Raw genomic sequence first — 16,338 nt, forward strand, 5'->3', positions numbered from 1 at the left:
CTTTTGCTGTGCGGTGCGCGACGGCTAGGATGAAAAGAACATCCGCTCGCGCGCACCTCGCCGTCACCTATGAGGCGGCTGGCGACGGCTTTTAGCTGACGCGTTGGCTGTGGGCGCGCGTGACATCGAAGCCTATGCGATCCTCACCGGCTGCCGTGTTCCGGTGACGGCCCACGTCGGGCTGGCGGTCAGCGCCTTGGGCGACTACCGCGTCCAGGGCAGGGGCGAGGACGGCGATCGCATCCGGCGTGACTCGTTGACGGTCCCCGAGGCAGGCGCCTTCGCGGTAGTCATGGAGGAGGTGCCTGAGCAGCTCGCCCGCCGGATCACGGAAGTGGTCGCGATACCAACCATCGGCACCGGCGCCTCGCCGGCCTGCGACGGCAGATCCTGGTCATCGATGACATGCTGGCCTGTTCGGCGACTTCCGGCTCAAATTCGTCAAGCGCTACGCCGAACTGGGAGAGGCCGCTTTCGCCGCGATCGCAGCCTATGGCGCAGGAGTGAGGAGCGCCGCTCTTTAGCGGCCGAGCATGTGTTCGGTGACATGCTCAAGGACGTTAGGAACGATCGCATGACTGATCGGTCGCACCGCCGAGGAACTGCGCAGGACCGTGGCTGTCTGGCGTCAAGACGGCCTCAAGGTCGCGGTCGTGCCGACCATATGCGCACTGCATAAGGGCCGCCATCTCAGCTTGGTGCGCGCGGCATTGGAGCGTGCCGACCGAGTGATCGTGACGCCTTTCTTTAAGACAAAGCAGTTCAACAGCCAAGCCGATCTCGCCGCCAATCCGCGAACGGAGCATGAAGACGCCGCCAAGCTCGCCCGCTCGGCGCTTATGTTCTCTGCCCGCCAGATGCTCTGAGATGAAATCCGGTAGGCTTTGCCACGACGATCTCGGTCAGCGGCGCCAGCGACGGCCTCTCCGGCGCCGATCTCGCCTTCTTCGGCAAGAATGATTCCAGCAGCTGCATGTGGTGCGCCGGCTCGCCGCGATCTCGACATCTGATCGAGGTCGCCGCCTGTCGGTGAGGCATGACAGCCTAGCGTTGTCCTCCCGCAATATGAGCTTGTCGGCCATCGAGCGCTTGGCGGCATCGAAGCTTGCCGAAATCCTCTTCGATGCCGCCGAGGGGCTGTCAGCGGGAGCGCCAACCGAGCTCGTGCTTGCCGAGGCGAAGGAAGCGATGATCGCTTCCGGTTAAGAACGTGTCGATTATCTTGAGCTGCGGGCTGACAATGATCTCTCGCCACTCGACGCACCGGACAGACCGGCGCGTCTAATGGTGTGGCCGCATGGCTGGGCGCCGTCCGTCTCATCGAGATGACGCGCTGCTCAAGCTCGGTGCCGGCCCGATCCCGATCGGCGAAGGTGTAGAGCTGCTCGATATCCCAGGGGATGGCCGGTTCGCTCTTCGACCCACGTTCTCAAACCACGACTGCAGCGAGCGGTGCTCGAGCGCGAGCGGACCGGAGGGCAAGCTATCCGCCGGCCCGATGGTAAGGACACAGGGTTCATTATTGCTTACCGCAACGACCACTGCGATCAGGTCCGCCTTGGCTGTGTCGGCCTTGGCTCCGGGCCTCTCATTCCTGATCCTTTTCATGCGATCGTCCATCGGTCGCTAAGTGCTAAGCAGTGCCGAGAAGTAGCTGAATCAATTGCATTTTGTTCCAATAACGGTCAGCGGGTCAACTCGCGTGCGTTGCAAATTGGTTCTTCGCACCTGCACAAAAATGTGCCATATGCGTCGCCTGCGGTGACTAACGCAAGGGAAAGAGGCGTCATGAGGGCAACAAGACAAGCCAAGGCTTTCACCCGCCGGAGATTGCGGCGCGCAAGGGAAAGTGCCGCTTGTCTGCCTGACGGCCTACACAACCCGTTCGCCCGGCTGTTCGCCACGCATTGCGACGTCGTGCTGGCCGGCGACAGCGTCGGCATGGTTCTGCACGGCCTCTCTTCATTCGTTAGCGCATCTACTACTTTGCACGCGCATGCGACAATGTTTTCGCACGGCTTCTCGCAGCAACAGCATGGTTGCTCTCGGGCTTATGTTGGCGAATTCGACCGGAGCGAGCGTCGAAACCGCACAATCATCCAACTGTGGCGTTGCGGATACCCAAGGCCAGCCAGATGAGCGGCCCCCGGCTATGCCCGCCGCAGGGCCCCATTACACAATTTTGGCCGGCTTTTCCTTCGCGGCTTTGGACGGATCGGGCCCCCGGAGAACTGCATGACGCGATATGCGCGCCTTTAACGCTGCACCAGAGGGTCGTCAAAGGTTTTGGCACCATAGTGCTGGTGGTTCGGGAGCACGTCGACGAACGGCTCATGCAGCCGGCGAGCCGTTTTCGGACGAGTGCGCAGGCGCGACTTTCGTTCTCAGTCTTGCTTCACTGATGATATGGACTGAGCGCCGCGATATCCTAAACGCCGGGAGATGGTCGCCGCCGCGTTCATGACAAGAGGTGCCAGCTGTTGTTCACTTTGCGGACTAAAATGAAAAACCGGCATCGTAACGGCAATTGCGGCCGCAACTCTCCCCCTCCGGTCGTGGATGATGGCCGCGATGGCGGCGATCTCAGGAATGAACTCTCCAATGTTCAGCGCATATCCTCGCTCGCGAGTGCAGTGCAATTCGCGTTTAAGTGCGCGCACCTCGGTGATCGTTCGGTCCGTGTAGCGTTCTAGGCCGAGCGTCAAAACCTCTTCCAGGGCTGAGTCAGGCATCTGCGACAGCATGGCTTTTCCAGTCGCCGTGCAGTGCGCTGGGTTGCGGCGCCCCGGCGCCGCGATGTGCTTGATCGACCCGGGGCCAAGTACATGCTCGACGTTGATAGCCTCCGTCTTGTTCCAAAGACTAAGCGAGGCCGTTTCTCTCGTGCTCTCGGCAAGTTCCTCGAGATAGGGTCGCGCCACACGGACCACATCGAGTTCAGCAAGAAGTCTGCTCGCCAACGCGATAACCTCAACTCCGAGCACAAACCGTCCAGTCTCTTCATCGCGCTCGACGAACCCATTGTGCTCCAGCGTCGCCATTGTCCTCGAAACGGCGCTGACATGCTTTCCCAGCCGGCGCGCGATTTCATTCACACCGATCGGCTTTTCGCTCGCGCCCACGACCCTCATCAGATCTAATGCGCGTTGTACGGTCCTAACCTCACCGCCCGCTCGATCGCGGTCGCTCGGCGAAATCACAGAACTCATCGATCATCCCATCAGTTTTATGTTGACAAGCGTTTGTACACTTGTCACGCTATGCAACACAATTGCATTATTTGCAACACCTTTGACATTGTGCTTTGGAGGTGAACCGCTTGGCCCAAGAGGCCGTCTACCGGGGAAACATTGTCAAGTGTCAGGTCCGCTTGTGTGCCGCCCTTCCAGTAATGCTCACTGTGGCCGTAGCGTATCGCGCCTCCACTCCGCGATTCCAAGTCGGCGAGAAAGTGAGGATCGGTTGGGATGCGCGGGATGGACGACTTCTTTCTGATGCGGCGAAACGCTCGAGCCAAGATGTAGTCGAAAATCACGAAGCAGGGTCGGCTTCGTTGCGCGTGACGTCAGCCGCAGATCGCATGCTGATATTGTCTTCATAAGGGAGAGAGCTCATGAGGTATCACATCAACTCCAGTCGGCCGACGCGACGTCAGGCGTTAATGGGAATCGGTGTCGGCGGAGCGGCGCTTGCGCTTGGCGCTCCAAGCATCTTGCGGCGCAAGAATCGTCACTTGTCGTAGTCTCCGGCGGCGGATCGTATGAGGAGGCGATCCGCCAAGCAGTTATTGATCCCTTCCAGAGCGAGACCGGCATCAAGGTGACTTATGTGTCTCCGGCCGACGAGGCGAAGCTCAAGGTGCAGGTCGACAGCACCACCGTGCAATGGGATGTGGTGGAGCTATCCAGCTTTCCATTTCGACCGGATGCATCGAATTACCTCGAAGAAATCGACTACGGGGCCTTCGACAAGGAAACGCTGGACAACCTTGTGCCTGAAGCAAAGGTGAAATACGGCGTTGGTGCATACGTGTGGAGCACCGTGATGGCGTTCTCAACGGCCGAATACCCGGCCGACAAGCCTCGCCCGCGCTCATGGGCTGAGTTTTGGGACGTAAGCAAATTTCCGGGGCCGCGCTCGCTTAGGACATGTGCGAACGGCGATGTTGCCACAATTGAATTCGCGTTGCTGGCAGCCGGGGTTCCGAAGGACAAGCTGTATCCAATCGACTTCGACAAGGCGTTCGCGTCCCTCGATCGCATCAAGCCGCACATTACGAGATTCTGGACCGACGGAGCTGACGTAGGCCAGTTCCTTTCGGATCGTCAGGTCGCGATGGCCTCGGCATTCAATGGCACAATGGAATACCTCAAGGCCCAGGGGGCGCCCCTTGATTACCAATGGAACGAAGGGGAGCTTAGCGCGGCTTACTGGGTCGTTCCGAAGGGCGCCAAAAACAGGGCTGCGGCCATGCGGTTTGCAGCCTACCAGTCCTCGGCCGAGGCGCAAGCTCGTCTTTTATGGTCCGCTAAATCGCGCCGCGTTCAACCACATCGAGCCTAAAATCGCCTCCCAACTGCCCACCGCGCCCGAGAACATCGACAAACAATTCTTCCGCGACCTGGCATATTGGGAGGCCCAATCGCCATCTGGCAAAACTAACCTCGAAGTGCTGGTTGAGCGCTGGATCCAATGGGTCGCCAGTTAAGTGACGCCTTGTACCATACAGTTGTAGCCAATGAGAGCGGCCACCGCGTGGCCGCTTCACACCTAGGTTTGCATAGCCGGAGTGACTGTAGCGATCCGTTACTTCTGCGGGCCCGACTATCACCAGCCCCCACTGCTGCGCCGACCAGAAGACATCTTCCAGACATTATGACCGTGATCTGCGGGTGACTCGCTTAGTCTTTGCACTGTAAGCAAACGGGAATTGCTCGGGAGTGCCGAGCCGTGCCCTCGCAAAGAAAGGACAGGCCACCAGGTCGTCGATCTCGGCCACCATTGCGATGTCGTTGCATCCTCGCTGATCCCGGAGCGCGGGCGAGCGCGTAAAGACAAACTGGCACGCTACGATCAGCCTGGCACCCCTGCTGCGGGCCGGCGTGGGGGCGTCAGCCGGGCATTCTTATGGACGTTCATCCGGTTCCCCCTATTGGAAGCCCAATACGGATTGCCGAAGTGCGGTAAACCCGCGGGTAAGAGCACGATCAACCGTCGTCTCGAGGCAGGCTTTTTGGTCTATCACACCGTACCGGTCCGACTCTACGGCGAGCCTGCGCTTGATTCTGCCGTAGCACGGTAGGTGCGTCCGGCGGGGTATGCGCAGGTTGTCGCGTTTGAACTTCTCTACGAAGACTTCGGACATGCCATTCAACTCCAGATTATTCACGGGCGTGAAGCAGGGACGATGTTGCGCGGCTGCGAAGCGGGCGTTGCTTTGGCGTTGTCTGGCACGTGTTCGATAGGGCTTGCACTGAGCCATTTCGACCAAAACTGATGTCATAGATATCCTAGCCGCCGATGTTCGCGGTCGAAGGCTTCTAGGACGAACGCCATCCTCAGCAGATTTCCAGCGCGCGTTGCACGTCCTAACCCGCCCGGTCCGGTCACTCGGGTAATCTCATCGATGACCCCTCAGCTTTACGTTGACAGGCGTTCATACGCCTGTCAACATTTGTGCAATGCAGTTGCATTATTTGCAACGTGTGGAGGGATGATGTCCAGAGGTGAACCGCTGCGGCTAGAGCGGCTTTGCAAGCAGTACGGTAGCGTACAAGCCGTCCACGATATGTCGGTTCAGATCGAGGCTGGGGAGTTCGTCTCATTTCTTGGGCCAAGCGGGTCCGGCAAAACGACTACCTTGATGATGGTCGCGGGGTTCGAGACTCCAACCGCTGGCCAGATCTTTATCGGTGCTCGGCCAGTAACCGGGCTACCGGTGCATAGGCGCAACATCGGGGTCGTGTTCCAGAACTACGCGTTATTTCCGCATCTCTCAGTTTTCGAAAACGTCGCGTTTGCGCTGAAGATGCGCGGAGTATCCGGCTCCGAGCTACGAGCCGGAGTGACGGAAGCGCTCACTCTTGTTCAGCTCAGTGGCTACGAGGGGCGCATGCCTCACGAGCTGTCCGGCGGCCAGCAACAGCGAGTTGCCTTGGCGCGCGCACTTGTGTTTCGCCCAGGCGTCGTCCTCATGGACGAACCGCTCAGTGCGCTTGACAAGCAGCTCCGAGAGCACATGCAGCTCGAACTGAAGCACCTGCAGAAGTCTCTCGAAACAACCGTGGTCTTTGTCACCCACGACCAGATTGAAGCGCTCACAATGTCCGATCGGATCGTGGTGATGAATGAGGGGAACGTTGAGCAGATCGGAACGCCGGAAGAGGTATATGAGAATCCACGGACCCGCTTTGTCGCGAGCTTTATCGGCGAATCCAACTTCCTTGACGCTCATCTGGCCGGAGAATCAGATCATGAACCGGTCGTCGAAGTGGCTGGCCTGCAGGTACATGCGACGTGGCAGGGATTAGAGCGCCAGACGGGGCCAGTGACCCTCATGATCCGGCCCGAGAAGATTATTCCTCTGACTGCCGGTTCGCGCGCTGACAACGAATTCGAAGGTGTGGTCCAAGAGGCCGTCTACCGGGGAAGCATTGTCAAGTGTCAGGTCCGCTTGTGTGCCGCCCTTCCAGTAATGCTCACTGTGGCCGTAGCGTATCGCGCCTCCACTCCGCGATTCCAAGTCGGCGAGAAAGTGAGGATCGGTTGGGATGCGCGGGATGGACGACTTCTTTCTGATGCGGCGAAACGCCCGAGCCAAGATGTAGTCGAAAATCACGAAGCAGGGTCGGCTTCGTTGCGCGTGACGTCAGCCGCAGATCGCATGCTGATATTGTCTTCATAAGGGAGAGAGCTCATGAGGTATCACATCAACTCCAGTCGGCCGACGCGACGTCAGGCGTTAATGGGAATCGGTGTCGGCGGAGCGGCGCTTGCGCTTGGCGCTCCAAGCATCTTGCGGGCGCAAGAATCGTCACTTGTCGTAGTCTCCGGCGGCGGATCGTATGAGGAGGCGATCCGCCAAGCAGTTATTGATCCCTTCCAGAGCGAGACCGGCATCAAGGTGACTTATGTGTCTCCGGCCGACGAGGCGAAGCTCAAGGTGCAGGTCGACAGCACCACCGTGCAATGGGATGTGGTGGAGCTATCCAGCTTTCCATTTCGACCGGATGCATCGAATTACCTCGAAGAAATCGACTACGGGGCCTTCGACAAGGAAACGCTGGACAACCTTGTGCCTGAAGCAAAGGTGAAATACGGCGTTGGTGCATACGTCTACAGCACCGTGATGGCGTTCTCAACGGCCGAATACCCGGCCGACAAGCCTCGCCCGCGCTCATGGGCTGAGTTTTGGGACGTAAGCAAATTTCCGGGGCCGCGCTCGCTTAGGGCAGTAATTGCGGCGGGTGGAGATCCTACCACAATTGAATTCGCGTTGCTGGCAGCCGGGGTTCCGAAGGACAAGCTGTATCCAATCGACTTCGACAAGGCGTTCGCGTTCCTCGATCGCATCAAGCCGCACATTACGAAATTCTGGACTGTCGGAGCCGAACCGGGTCAGCTCCTCTCGGATCGTCAGGTCGCGATGGCCTCGGCATTCAATGGCCGAATGGAATCCCTCAAGACCCAGGGTGCAGCGGTTGATTACCAATGGAACGAAGGGGAGCTTAGCCCGGCTTACTGGGTCGTTCCGAAGGGCGCCAAAAACAGGGCTGCGGCCATGCGGTTTGCAGCCTACCAGTCCTCCGCCGAGGCGCAAGCTCGTCTCAACAATCTCATTTTTTATGGTCCGCTAAATCGCGCCGCGTTCAACCACATCGAGCCTAAAATCGCCTCCCAACTGCCCACCGCGCCCGAGAACATCGACAAACAATTCTTCCGTGACCTAGCATATTGGGAGGCCCAATCGCCATCTGGCAAAACTAACCTCGAAGTGCTGATCGAGGGCTGGACCAAATGGGTCGCCGGCTGATGGCCACCCTGGACCGCTCCGTGACAGCGGCCACAATGTGGCTGGTTCACAATCGCGAAGCCTCACTCCTGCTTACTCCGGCGGCGCTTCTGCTCGGAGTATTCTTCTTCGTCCCGCTCGCCGGCCTCCTTTCTATTAGCCTGCTCGATCCCGCACCGACTTTCGCGCATTACCAAGAGTTCTTGGGTAACACAACAAACTGGATCATCCTCGCCCGGACCTTTGAGCTCGCAGCCAAAGTCACGCTTATCTGCCTTCTGCTCGGATATCCACTCGCCTTTTGGATCGTCTCAGCCCGCACCCGGGTGGCCGCGGCGCTATTACTTGCGGTCGTGTTGCCGTTCTTCACGAGCTACCTCGTGCGCACATATGCATGGATGGTGCTCCTCGGTCGCTTTGGCCTAGTAAACCAGCTGTTGATGGCGCTGGGCCTTACCGAACGGCCTGTCGAGCTCATCTACAACGAGTTCAGCGTGCTCATAGCGATGGTGTACATCCTCATGCCGTATACCGTGCTCGTGCTCATCAGCGTCATGAGAGGGATTCCGTCTAGTCTTACGCGTGCCGCCGCCTCACTCGGTGCCCCCGCAGCCCAGAATTTTTGGCGTGTGTTCTTCCCTTTGAGCGCACCGGGCGTGATCGCGGCTGGGCTGCTCGTATTTGTGTTTGCGATTGGGTTCTACATCACCCCCGCGCTAATGGGCGGCGCGAACACAATCATACTTCCGATGCAGATCGACACCTATACGAATGTGACACTCAATTGGCCGCTTGCGGCCACTGCCGCCACTGTGCTGCTCGCGATCACGTTGTTGCTCTATTCATTTTCCAACCATTTCGTCGGGATCGAAAGCTTGCTCGGCGCGCCGCGCGGTGCTGGCCCATCGGCAGGCTCTACCATACGTCGCCCAATTAGCGCTTACGTGCGGCTGGTTGACTTCGTTACAGCCCTGGTGCGCGCCGTCGGTCGTAGGCTTGGCTTTCCTGCGAGCCTTGCCAGAGATTGGGAGCGTGCGGACGTTGGTGGGAAGCTGCTACGCGGAGTAAGCCTGATCGTCACTGCTTTCCTCGTCAGTCCTATCCTGATCATCTTTCCGATCTCATTCAGCTCCTCGCGCTTCCTCGAATTCCCGCCTCCGGGCCTGTCGCTGCAATGGTATGAAGCGTATTTTACAAGCGACGCGTGGGTCTCCGCGACCATACAGAGTTTCGGGGTGGGGACAGCTACCGCGTTTGTGAGTCTTGCCGTCGGTTCAGCGGCTGCGATGGCACTAGTGCGCGGAAGTCCGCGAATGCGTCGTGTCGGATACCAGCTATTGCTCGCACCAATCATCGTGCCGGTGATCATAAGTTCGGTGGCGCTGTACTTCCTTTTTGCGCGACTGCAACTCATCAATACGTCTCTCGCACTGGTAATAGCGCACAGTATCGGGGCCATTCCCCTGGTGGTGCTGATCATGGCCGCTAGCTTGCAGGCTCAAAACATACGCCTTGAGCATGCCGCCGCGAGCTTGGGGGCCTCACGGATTGTTACAATCTGGCGAATCGTACTCCCACTCATCCGTCACGCATTCATCGTTGCTGGGTTCATTGCCTTCCTGCATTCATTCGATGAGGTGGTATTGTCACTTTACATGAGCGGGCCAGACACCATGACCCTGCCTGTAAAGATGTGGTCGGGAATTCGGGAAGAAATCACGCCCACGATAGCTGCGGTGTCAAGTCTACTGATCGCGTTCACAGTCGTTATGTACGCCGGCCTGGAAGCAGTCCGCCAAACGGCTGAACGCCGAACCAAAATTAGTCGACAATGAAGGAGTTCCCGACGGTGAATGAGCCTGCGGACAACGGGATGATTTTTTCAGTTGAGGAATATCGGGCACGGCTGCAGCGCACGCAGAAGGAGATGTCTAAGCATGATCTTCCCGTGTTATTGCTGCATCAGCCAGAAAACATCCTGTATCTTAGTGGATTCCATACTACAGGCTATTTTTCCTATCACGCCTTGGCGGTTCCGAGCCGCGGCGACCCGGTGCTGATCTTGCGCGATGTGGAAGTCCCGGCAGCGCACGCCACGTCTTGGGTGAAAGACCACGTGACCTATGCAGATGCCGCCGATCCGCTCCCCGTTTGGCTCGACACGGCGAGAAGAGCCCTCGATGGCCTCGGTTTGGCAGGCGGCCACGTCGGCGTTGATGAGCACTCATGGTTCTTGACGGTGGAACGCTGGAAGATTCTGCAAGCATTGCTGCCCAATGCGACTTTGGTCAGAGAGCCGCGCATTGTCGATCACCTGCGCCTGATCAAATCACCGCGGGAAATAGACTACCTGCGCGGCGCTGCCCGCCAGGTTGAAGTGGGCATGCGGGCTGGCATCGGGGCGATCGCGCCCGGCGTCAAAGAGCGAGAGCTCGCTGCCGCCGTGTTCGGCGCGTTGGTGAATGCCGGGTCAGAAATGCCGCTCAGCGGTGTGATCACCTCCGGTATTCGAACAAATCTTATACACGGAGGCTATTCCGACCGTCGCCTCGAACGCGGTGATCCTGTCTATTTTGAGCTTAGCGGGATCCATCACCATTATTGGGCACGCTTAATGCGCAGCGCCGTTGCTGGTCCCCCGAGCGCTGAGCAGCAGCGTGTAGCTGAGACAATCATCCGCGTCCAAGACGAGGCCATCGCACTGATGAAGCCGGGCACACCGGCCAGCGTGATCGACCGAGCTTGCCGCGAGCCAATCCTGGCGTCTGGTCTGCGTGAGACATACACGAACCGCACCGGCTATTCGCTCGCCCTCAATCACCGCCCCTCCGCCGGTGAATTCATCCGCGAATTCGTGCCGGGCGTGGAATGGGTGCTGGAGGCCGGAATGGTGTTCCATATGCTGATAATGGCAGCCGGGATGGGCTTCAGCGAGACGGTATTGGTGACGGAACAAGGTCCGGAACGCCTAACCGGTATTGAGCGCAAGCTTTTCTTTCAAGCTTGAGAAAACAACCTGAGGCTGAATGCATGAAACCGGTGATTGGGATCGTCAGCAATTTCGACGTGGAGGGGGAACGCTACTTCTGTCCCGTCCATTATGTGCGTGTAATCGAAGCAGCCGGCGCGCTTCCGATCATTTTGCCTTATGTCAAACCATATGAAGTAAGCGCGCTGTTAGATCACATTTCCGGTCTCGTTCTTACCGGGGGTGGAGATTTTCCGACCGAACTGTACGGGGCGGCTCCACACTCTGCTGTTCAACGAATTATCCCGGAGCGCGATAACTTCGAATTCGCGCTCATCCGATCAGCGCTCCATCGGCCCATGCCTATTCTCGGCATCTGTCGGGGGATGCAGATTTTGAACGTTGTCGGCGGGGGTACGATTTATCCGCATACCATAGATGAGCTACCTGATGTGATCGACCATCGCGATGGAACACCGTTAGATCAGACTGTTCACGAGGTCCATTTGGATCGCGACTCGCGCCTGTGGCGGATCTGTGGCGAGCAGTCATCATTCCGGGTAAACAGCTATCATCACCAGGCCATCAAACGGCTGGCTCCTGAATTTGTCGTTTCCGCGCGGGCCGACGACGGCGTCGTCGAGGCGATCGAAGCACCCGGACGGCCCTTTGTGATCGGTGTCCAGTGGCACCCAGAATGCATGTATGAAAGTGAGCGCGCCTGTCGCAATTTGATTGAAAGTTTCACAAGAGCTTGCAACTCGATTGGAAGAGAGGCCCCATGACGTGCGCAACCAGCACGCGTGTGCAGCCTCACACGCAAATCCCTGGCAGCGTCAATAACCGGTAACACACCACCGCTGATTCCCACACAGGGAGTGAAGGCGAATAGAGACAAAGCGTCCTACGACGCGAAGCCTCCATTTGAGGCAATTTATTCCCAAAAGAACTGGTCTTAACGGAGCTCTTCCAGTGCGAGCCGTACTTGAACTCGGTGAATTTGTTAGCAGCTACCCAGCAAGTAGATTGCCAGCCGCTACACGGCAGACTATCTCGTTGCTTATATTAGACCTTATCGGTGCCACAGCCGCGGGTCTGCGATCGCCGTTAGCTGACGCAGCCAGAAACGCAGCAGTGGAAGCCTATGGCGAAGGCTCGATCAGCATCTGGTTGACGGACAATCACTCTAGTGTGGTAGGCGCTGCGATGGCGAACAGCGCTGCCGCGAGCGCTCTGGATATCGACGACGGTCACCGCGGCGCAGCAGGCCATGCTGGCTCCGGCGTCATTCCCGCTGCCTTGGCAGTAGCTCAGGCTGTCGACGCGTCATACTCGGAGACCATGGTTGCAATCGCGCTCGGATACGAAATCGCTCTCAGAGTCGCGAGTTCTCGTCCTATCGAAACAGTCGATACTTATGCGAGTGGACGCTGGGTCGGCTATGGGGCTGCGGCCGCAGCTTGCCGTCTCCTAGGCTTGGGTGCAACAGAGACCGCTCATGCGTTGGCGATTGCCGGATCCGAAGGACCGGTCGTATTCTCTACTGCGTCAGCCAAGTTCGTGGGCAACACAGTGAAGGAGGGGATTCCCCCTGCCGTCGTTGCAGGTGTCACTGCGGCATATCGCGCGCGGGCAGCCGCAACCGGGCCTGTTGATCTTCTTGAGGACAATGATCGCTTCACTCGCCATGTCCTGACAGACAACCTTGGGTCGTCGTGGGAAGTTCAAAAATGCTATCTTAAGCCATATGCGTGCTGCCGCTACATCCACGCAGCTATCGATGCGATCCTTGCCATGCGGCGGGACGGGCAGGACATCCAGCGGCTGCGCATCGAAACTTTCCCACAAGCGATGCGCCTTGCGAACGAGCGCGCCCCAGCACCTTGGAGGGAGGGCAATACAGTTTCTATTTTAGTTGCGCACTAGCGGCTTTATTCGGACGGGAAGCTCTACAGCCTGTTCAACTTGAGCATCTTACTGATTCACGCGTGCTTGATTTAGCTGCGCGTATTGAGCTCGAGCCGTCGTCCGATTTCGCTTCGGCGTTTCCAGCCGGAACGCCTGCTCGCGTTGTCATAGACCAGGGCAGCGGGCCGGAAGAAATGATCGTACGATATCCTCTTGGCGATGTCGCTAACCCGTTATCTAGCGAACAGGTAGTGGAGAAGTTCAAGAACATCACCAGAGAGAATGTCCATCCCCATTGGCAGGACCAGATCCTTTCCGCGATTAAGAGCCTTGAAACCGCAGGATTTGAACCGCTTGTGGCTGCCCTGTCGCGCAGGAGAGGCGACACGCCATGGAGAAGCCGCGCGTGAGCTAGGGCAATATTCCGGCATACCTCAAGTAACTCGCTGCGAGATGCGTTGCGGATGCGCGGCAAACATATTGGGGCCGACGAATCACGATTACACGCAACTGCGTCGGATCAACGCCTTGCGGGCCACCCAGCCAAGCTCGGGTCGTCATCATCCCCAAGGCATCGCTGGCGTAGGCATTCTGGTTGCGGATCAAGACGACGATAAGCGGATTCCGCAGCTTGCCGATCTGCCTTTCTGTCTTCTTGTTCTAATCCAGCAGTTGCACGGTTGCGCGAAGTTCATGGGAAGATTAGCGACATGGACCGTCCATGCCTGGCATCGTTGAAACGAACTGAGCCACTGAGCCGGCGGCTCAGAGGATTCCAGGAACCACTCCGATCATCGCGAGCGCGATCGCTGCCACGCTCCCAGACCTCGCCTTCGACCCTGGCCGGCGGCTTGCGGCCCGGCTCGGCCATCGTGTCGGCGCTCATGACGGCCGACAAGAGATTTGAAAGCTCGCGCTGCATGACAGCGGCGGCGCTCATCAAAGATTGTGAGGTGCTGATCGTGATGACAAACGTCGAGCCGGAATCGGACAAACCGTCGTTGGGGTGAATGCTCCAGAGTACGCTGACCTGTATGTATCACGGAGGACTGTCAGCGGGTCCTTCTGATCACGGGCGCGGCCAGTCGCGACAACTTTCGCCGTGGCGGCGCTGTTTGCGACGGGTGGCGGGACCTGTGCCGAAATTCCGCTGAAAAGCTCGTGAGAAATGACTACGGTTGGAAAAGCCCGTGGCAAGCGCCACCTCGACGAGCGGAAGGTTGGACTGCCGCAGAATCTCGTCGGCCTTCTCCAATCGCAGAAACCGATAGAACTGCATCACGCTCTGTCCCAGCTGTTCCTTTGTCAGCCGCTCCAATTGCCGGGCCCCGATACCGCTCAGATGCGCCAGATCCTCCAGCTTTAGCGGGTCTGCGATATGGCTCGTCATCAGTTCCACCATGGCGACCAGAGCGGGATGATGCAGATCATACCTGCGCACCGGGTCCAATTGCTGCGGGGCCTCGGCCTGCCGGATGCCGGTATGGATGAACCAATCGCTGACCGCACGGGCCAATTCCACACCGTGATCTGAAGCGATCAGGGCGTGGGCCATGTCCAGCGGGGCCATGCCGCCTGCGCAGGTGAAGCGGTCACGATCAATGACGAACAGCCGCCGTTCGATGAGTGCGTCGGGATACATCTCCCGCATCGCATCGATATGCTGCCAGTGAATTGTAAACCGGCGTGACGACATCACACCCGCCGCGGCCAGGATTGCCGCCCCGCCTGAGATTCCTCCCAGTGGCACGCCCGAACGGGCAAGACGGCGCAGCCTGCCCAGAATCCTGTCGTCGCGATAGGTCAGCGGATTGCCGCCCGCCACGACAAACAGAATGTCGAAATTAGTGCCTGCCTCTGAAACAGGTTCGGTCTCGAACGCGCCCGAGACGGAACTGCGCATCCACCCGCCCTTGGCCGAGATGAAGCTCAGATCGTAAAGGGTCCGCCCGCTAAGCAGGTTGGCGGCGCGCAGCGGCTCGACCGCGGAGGCCGCGGACATCAGGGCATAGCCTTCGATCAGCAGGAAACCGTATCGCCGCGCGCTGCCGTGATTCCCGTCAATCATCCCCTTGGAAATCCTATCGTCCACATTGTTCGCACATGTCCGGCAAAAGCACACATAAGTCAATTTTGAAAACACCTCACTGCCCTTGCCGTGACATAGTCCCGGCAGTCCAAGGAGTTCTTGATATGAAGTTTTCGGGCTTCCGCGTCTTTGCTGAAGCGCTCAAGGGGCATACCGGGTGGCGGCCGCTCTGGCGCAACCCTGAGCCCAAGCCCGCCTATGACTACGTGATCGTGGGCGGGGGCGGTCACGGCTTGGCGACGGCCTATTACCTGGCCAAGACCTTCGGGCGATCCCGTATCGCCGTGCTGGAGAAGGGTTGGCTCGGATCCGGGAATGTCGGGCGAAACACGACAATCATCCGGTCGAACTACCTGCTTGCCGGCAACGAGCCCTTCTACGAGTTCTCGATGAAGCTCTGGGAAAGATTGGAGCAGGAGCTCAACTTCAACGCAATGGTTTCCCAGCGCGGCATCATCAACCTTTTTCATACGGATGCGCAGCGTGATGCCTTTCGCCGCCGCGGCAACGCCATGATGCTGGCGGGGGCGGGCGCCCGGTTGCTAGGTCGAGAGGAACTGCGCGCCATGGTTCCGTTCCTGAACTACGAGAACGCGCGCTTCCCGATCAAAGGTGGCCTGATGCAGCGGCGTGCCGGCACCGCGCGGCACGACGGCGTGGCCTGGGGCTATGCGCGCGGGGCCGACAGCCACGGCGTGGACCTGATCCAGAATTGCGAGATGATGGGTTTCCGGGTGGATCGCGGTAAGGTGCGTGGCGTGGAGACATCGCGCGGCTATATCGCCGCCGACAAGGTTGGCGTCGCAGTGGCGGGCTCCTCGGGCCGCGTCATGGCGATGGCCGGAATGCGGCTTCCGATCGAAAGCCATGTTTTGCAGGCGTTCGTCACGGAGGGGCTCAAGCCCACCATTCCGGGCGTGATCACCTTCGGCGCAGGCCATTTCTACATCAGCCAGTCCGACAAGGGCGGGCTTGTCTTTGGCGGAGATATCGACGGCTACAATTCATATGCCCAACGCGGCAACCTGCCGGTGGTCGAGGACGTCGCCGAAGGCGGCATGGCGCTGATGCCCATGATCGGGCGGGCACGGCTCCTGCGCATGTGGGGGGGTGTGGTGGACATGTCGATGGACGGTTCGCCGATCATCGACCGCACGCTTATTGATGGCCTCTATTTCAACGGCGGCTGGTGCTATGGCGGGTTCAAGGCGACGCCTGCCAGCGGCTATGCCTTCGCCCATCTTCTTGCCACCGGCGCACCACACGAGACCGCGCGCGCTTATCGCTTTGACCGGTTCGCACGCGGCTATGTGATCGACGAGCGCGGCGCCGGTGCCCAGCCCAATCTCCACTGAGGCGGTT

At 58.9% G+C, this 16,338-nt stretch carries 14 protein-coding genes and 4 pseudogenes; 15 read left to right on the forward strand and 3 right to left on the reverse strand.

Going from position 1 to position 16,338, the window contains the following annotated elements:
• Positions 1–157: 157 nt before the first annotated feature.
• The 3 genes and pseudogenes from EJ069_RS27095 to EJ069_RS33940 all read left to right on the forward strand — a co-directional run.
• A pseudogene (locus EJ069_RS27095) lies at positions 158–547 on the forward strand (3-methyl-2-oxobutanoate hydroxymethyltransferase); the annotation flags it as partial.
• A gap of 34 nt (positions 548–581) precedes the next feature.
• Positions 582–866, forward strand: a complete 285-nt coding sequence (locus EJ069_RS33935; protein ID WP_348639377.1) for a pantoate--beta-alanine ligase — start codon at positions 582–584, stop codon at positions 864–866.
• A 112-nt stretch (positions 867–978) separates the two neighbouring features.
• Entirely contained in the window at positions 979–1,206 is a 228-nt protein-coding gene (locus EJ069_RS33940) for a pantoate--beta-alanine ligase (protein WP_348639378.1), read from the forward strand.
• A gap of 112 nt (positions 1,207–1,318) precedes the next feature.
• On the opposite strand, the pseudogene EJ069_RS33485 reads toward EJ069_RS33940, so the two are convergent.
• Positions 1,319–1,608 (reverse strand): annotated as a pseudogene (locus EJ069_RS33485) (hypothetical protein); the annotation flags it as partial.
• Between the two features lie 221 nt (positions 1,609–1,829).
• Between EJ069_RS33485 and EJ069_RS33490 the strand changes: the two are divergent.
• A pseudogene (locus EJ069_RS33490) lies at positions 1,830–1,965 on the forward strand (3-methyl-2-oxobutanoate hydroxymethyltransferase); the annotation flags it as partial.
• 419 nt (positions 1,966–2,384) lie between these two features.
• On the opposite strand, the gene EJ069_RS27115 reads toward EJ069_RS33490, so the two are convergent.
• A complete protein-coding gene (locus EJ069_RS27115) occupies positions 2,385–3,209 on the reverse strand; it encodes an IclR family transcriptional regulator (RefSeq protein WP_126063845.1) in 825 nt (274 codons plus the stop codon).
• A 388-nt stretch (positions 3,210–3,597) separates the two neighbouring features.
• Between EJ069_RS27115 and EJ069_RS27125 the strand changes: the two genes are divergently transcribed.
• The 10 genes and pseudogenes from EJ069_RS27125 to EJ069_RS33810 all read left to right on the forward strand — a co-directional run bounded on the left by EJ069_RS27125 (position 3,598) and on the right by EJ069_RS33810 (position 13,897).
• Complete coding sequence (locus EJ069_RS27125) at positions 3,598–4,563, forward strand: ABC transporter substrate-binding protein (protein ID WP_281060075.1); 966 nt, start codon at positions 3,598–3,600, stop codon at positions 4,561–4,563.
• A 1,153-nt stretch (positions 4,564–5,716) separates the two neighbouring features.
• Positions 5,717–6,904 (forward strand): ABC transporter ATP-binding protein, encoded by a 1,188-nt coding sequence (locus tag EJ069_RS27130; protein WP_126063848.1) that lies wholly within the window; start codon positions 5,717–5,719, stop codon positions 6,902–6,904.
• Between the two features lie 12 nt (positions 6,905–6,916).
• Entirely contained in the window at positions 6,917–8,032 is a 1,116-nt protein-coding gene (locus EJ069_RS27135) for an ABC transporter substrate-binding protein (protein WP_126063849.1), read from the forward strand.
• Positions 8,032–9,846, forward strand: a complete 1,815-nt coding sequence (locus tag EJ069_RS27140) for an ABC transporter permease subunit (protein ID WP_164897963.1) — start codon at positions 8,032–8,034, stop codon at positions 9,844–9,846. Before EJ069_RS27135 ends, EJ069_RS27140 begins: the two co-directional genes overlap by 1 nt.
• Positions 9,843–11,018, forward strand: a complete 1,176-nt coding sequence (locus EJ069_RS27145) for a Xaa-Pro peptidase family protein (protein ID WP_126063851.1) — start codon at positions 9,843–9,845, stop codon at positions 11,016–11,018. The genes EJ069_RS27140 and EJ069_RS27145 overlap by 4 nt, the downstream gene beginning before the upstream one ends.
• A gap of 23 nt (positions 11,019–11,041) precedes the next feature.
• Positions 11,042–11,764, forward strand: a complete 723-nt coding sequence (locus EJ069_RS27150) for a gamma-glutamyl-gamma-aminobutyrate hydrolase family protein (protein ID WP_126063852.1) — start codon at positions 11,042–11,044, stop codon at positions 11,762–11,764.
• 187 nt (positions 11,765–11,951) lie between these two features.
• On the forward strand, positions 11,952–12,905 hold the full coding sequence (locus tag EJ069_RS27155; RefSeq protein WP_348639346.1) for an MmgE/PrpD family protein: 954 nt from the start codon (positions 11,952–11,954) through the stop codon (positions 12,903–12,905).
• Positions 12,863–13,297, forward strand: a complete 435-nt coding sequence (locus EJ069_RS33945; RefSeq protein ID WP_348639347.1) for a hypothetical protein — start codon at positions 12,863–12,865, stop codon at positions 13,295–13,297. The genes EJ069_RS27155 and EJ069_RS33945 overlap by 43 nt, the downstream gene beginning before the upstream one ends.
• Positions 13,298–13,454: 157 nt before the next feature.
• A pseudogene (locus tag EJ069_RS33495) lies at positions 13,455–13,755 on the forward strand (IS110 family transposase); the annotation flags it as partial.
• Between the two features lie 16 nt (positions 13,756–13,771).
• Positions 13,772–13,897: a hypothetical protein gene (locus EJ069_RS33810; protein ID WP_281035178.1), complete on the forward strand. Its 126-nt coding sequence runs from the start codon at positions 13,772–13,774 to the stop codon at positions 13,895–13,897.
• Between the two features lie 59 nt (positions 13,898–13,956).
• Here the strand turns inward: EJ069_RS33810 and EJ069_RS27160 are convergent, their stop codons facing one another.
• Positions 13,957–14,955: a GlxA family transcriptional regulator gene (locus EJ069_RS27160; RefSeq protein ID WP_210211309.1), complete on the reverse strand. Its 999-nt coding sequence runs from the start codon at positions 14,953–14,955 to the stop codon at positions 13,957–13,959.
• Between the two features lie 125 nt (positions 14,956–15,080).
• Here EJ069_RS27160 and EJ069_RS27165 point away from each other — a divergent pair, with 125 nt between their 5' ends.
• Positions 15,081–16,331 (forward strand): sarcosine oxidase subunit beta family protein, encoded by a 1,251-nt coding sequence (locus EJ069_RS27165; protein WP_126063853.1) that lies wholly within the window; start codon positions 15,081–15,083, stop codon positions 16,329–16,331.
• Positions 16,332–16,338: the final 7 nt, after the last annotated feature.

This window comes from Mesorhizobium sp. M2A.F.Ca.ET.043.05.1.1, from assembly GCF_003952445.1.
Classification (GTDB): Bacteria; Pseudomonadota; Alphaproteobacteria; order Rhizobiales; family Rhizobiaceae; genus Mesorhizobium.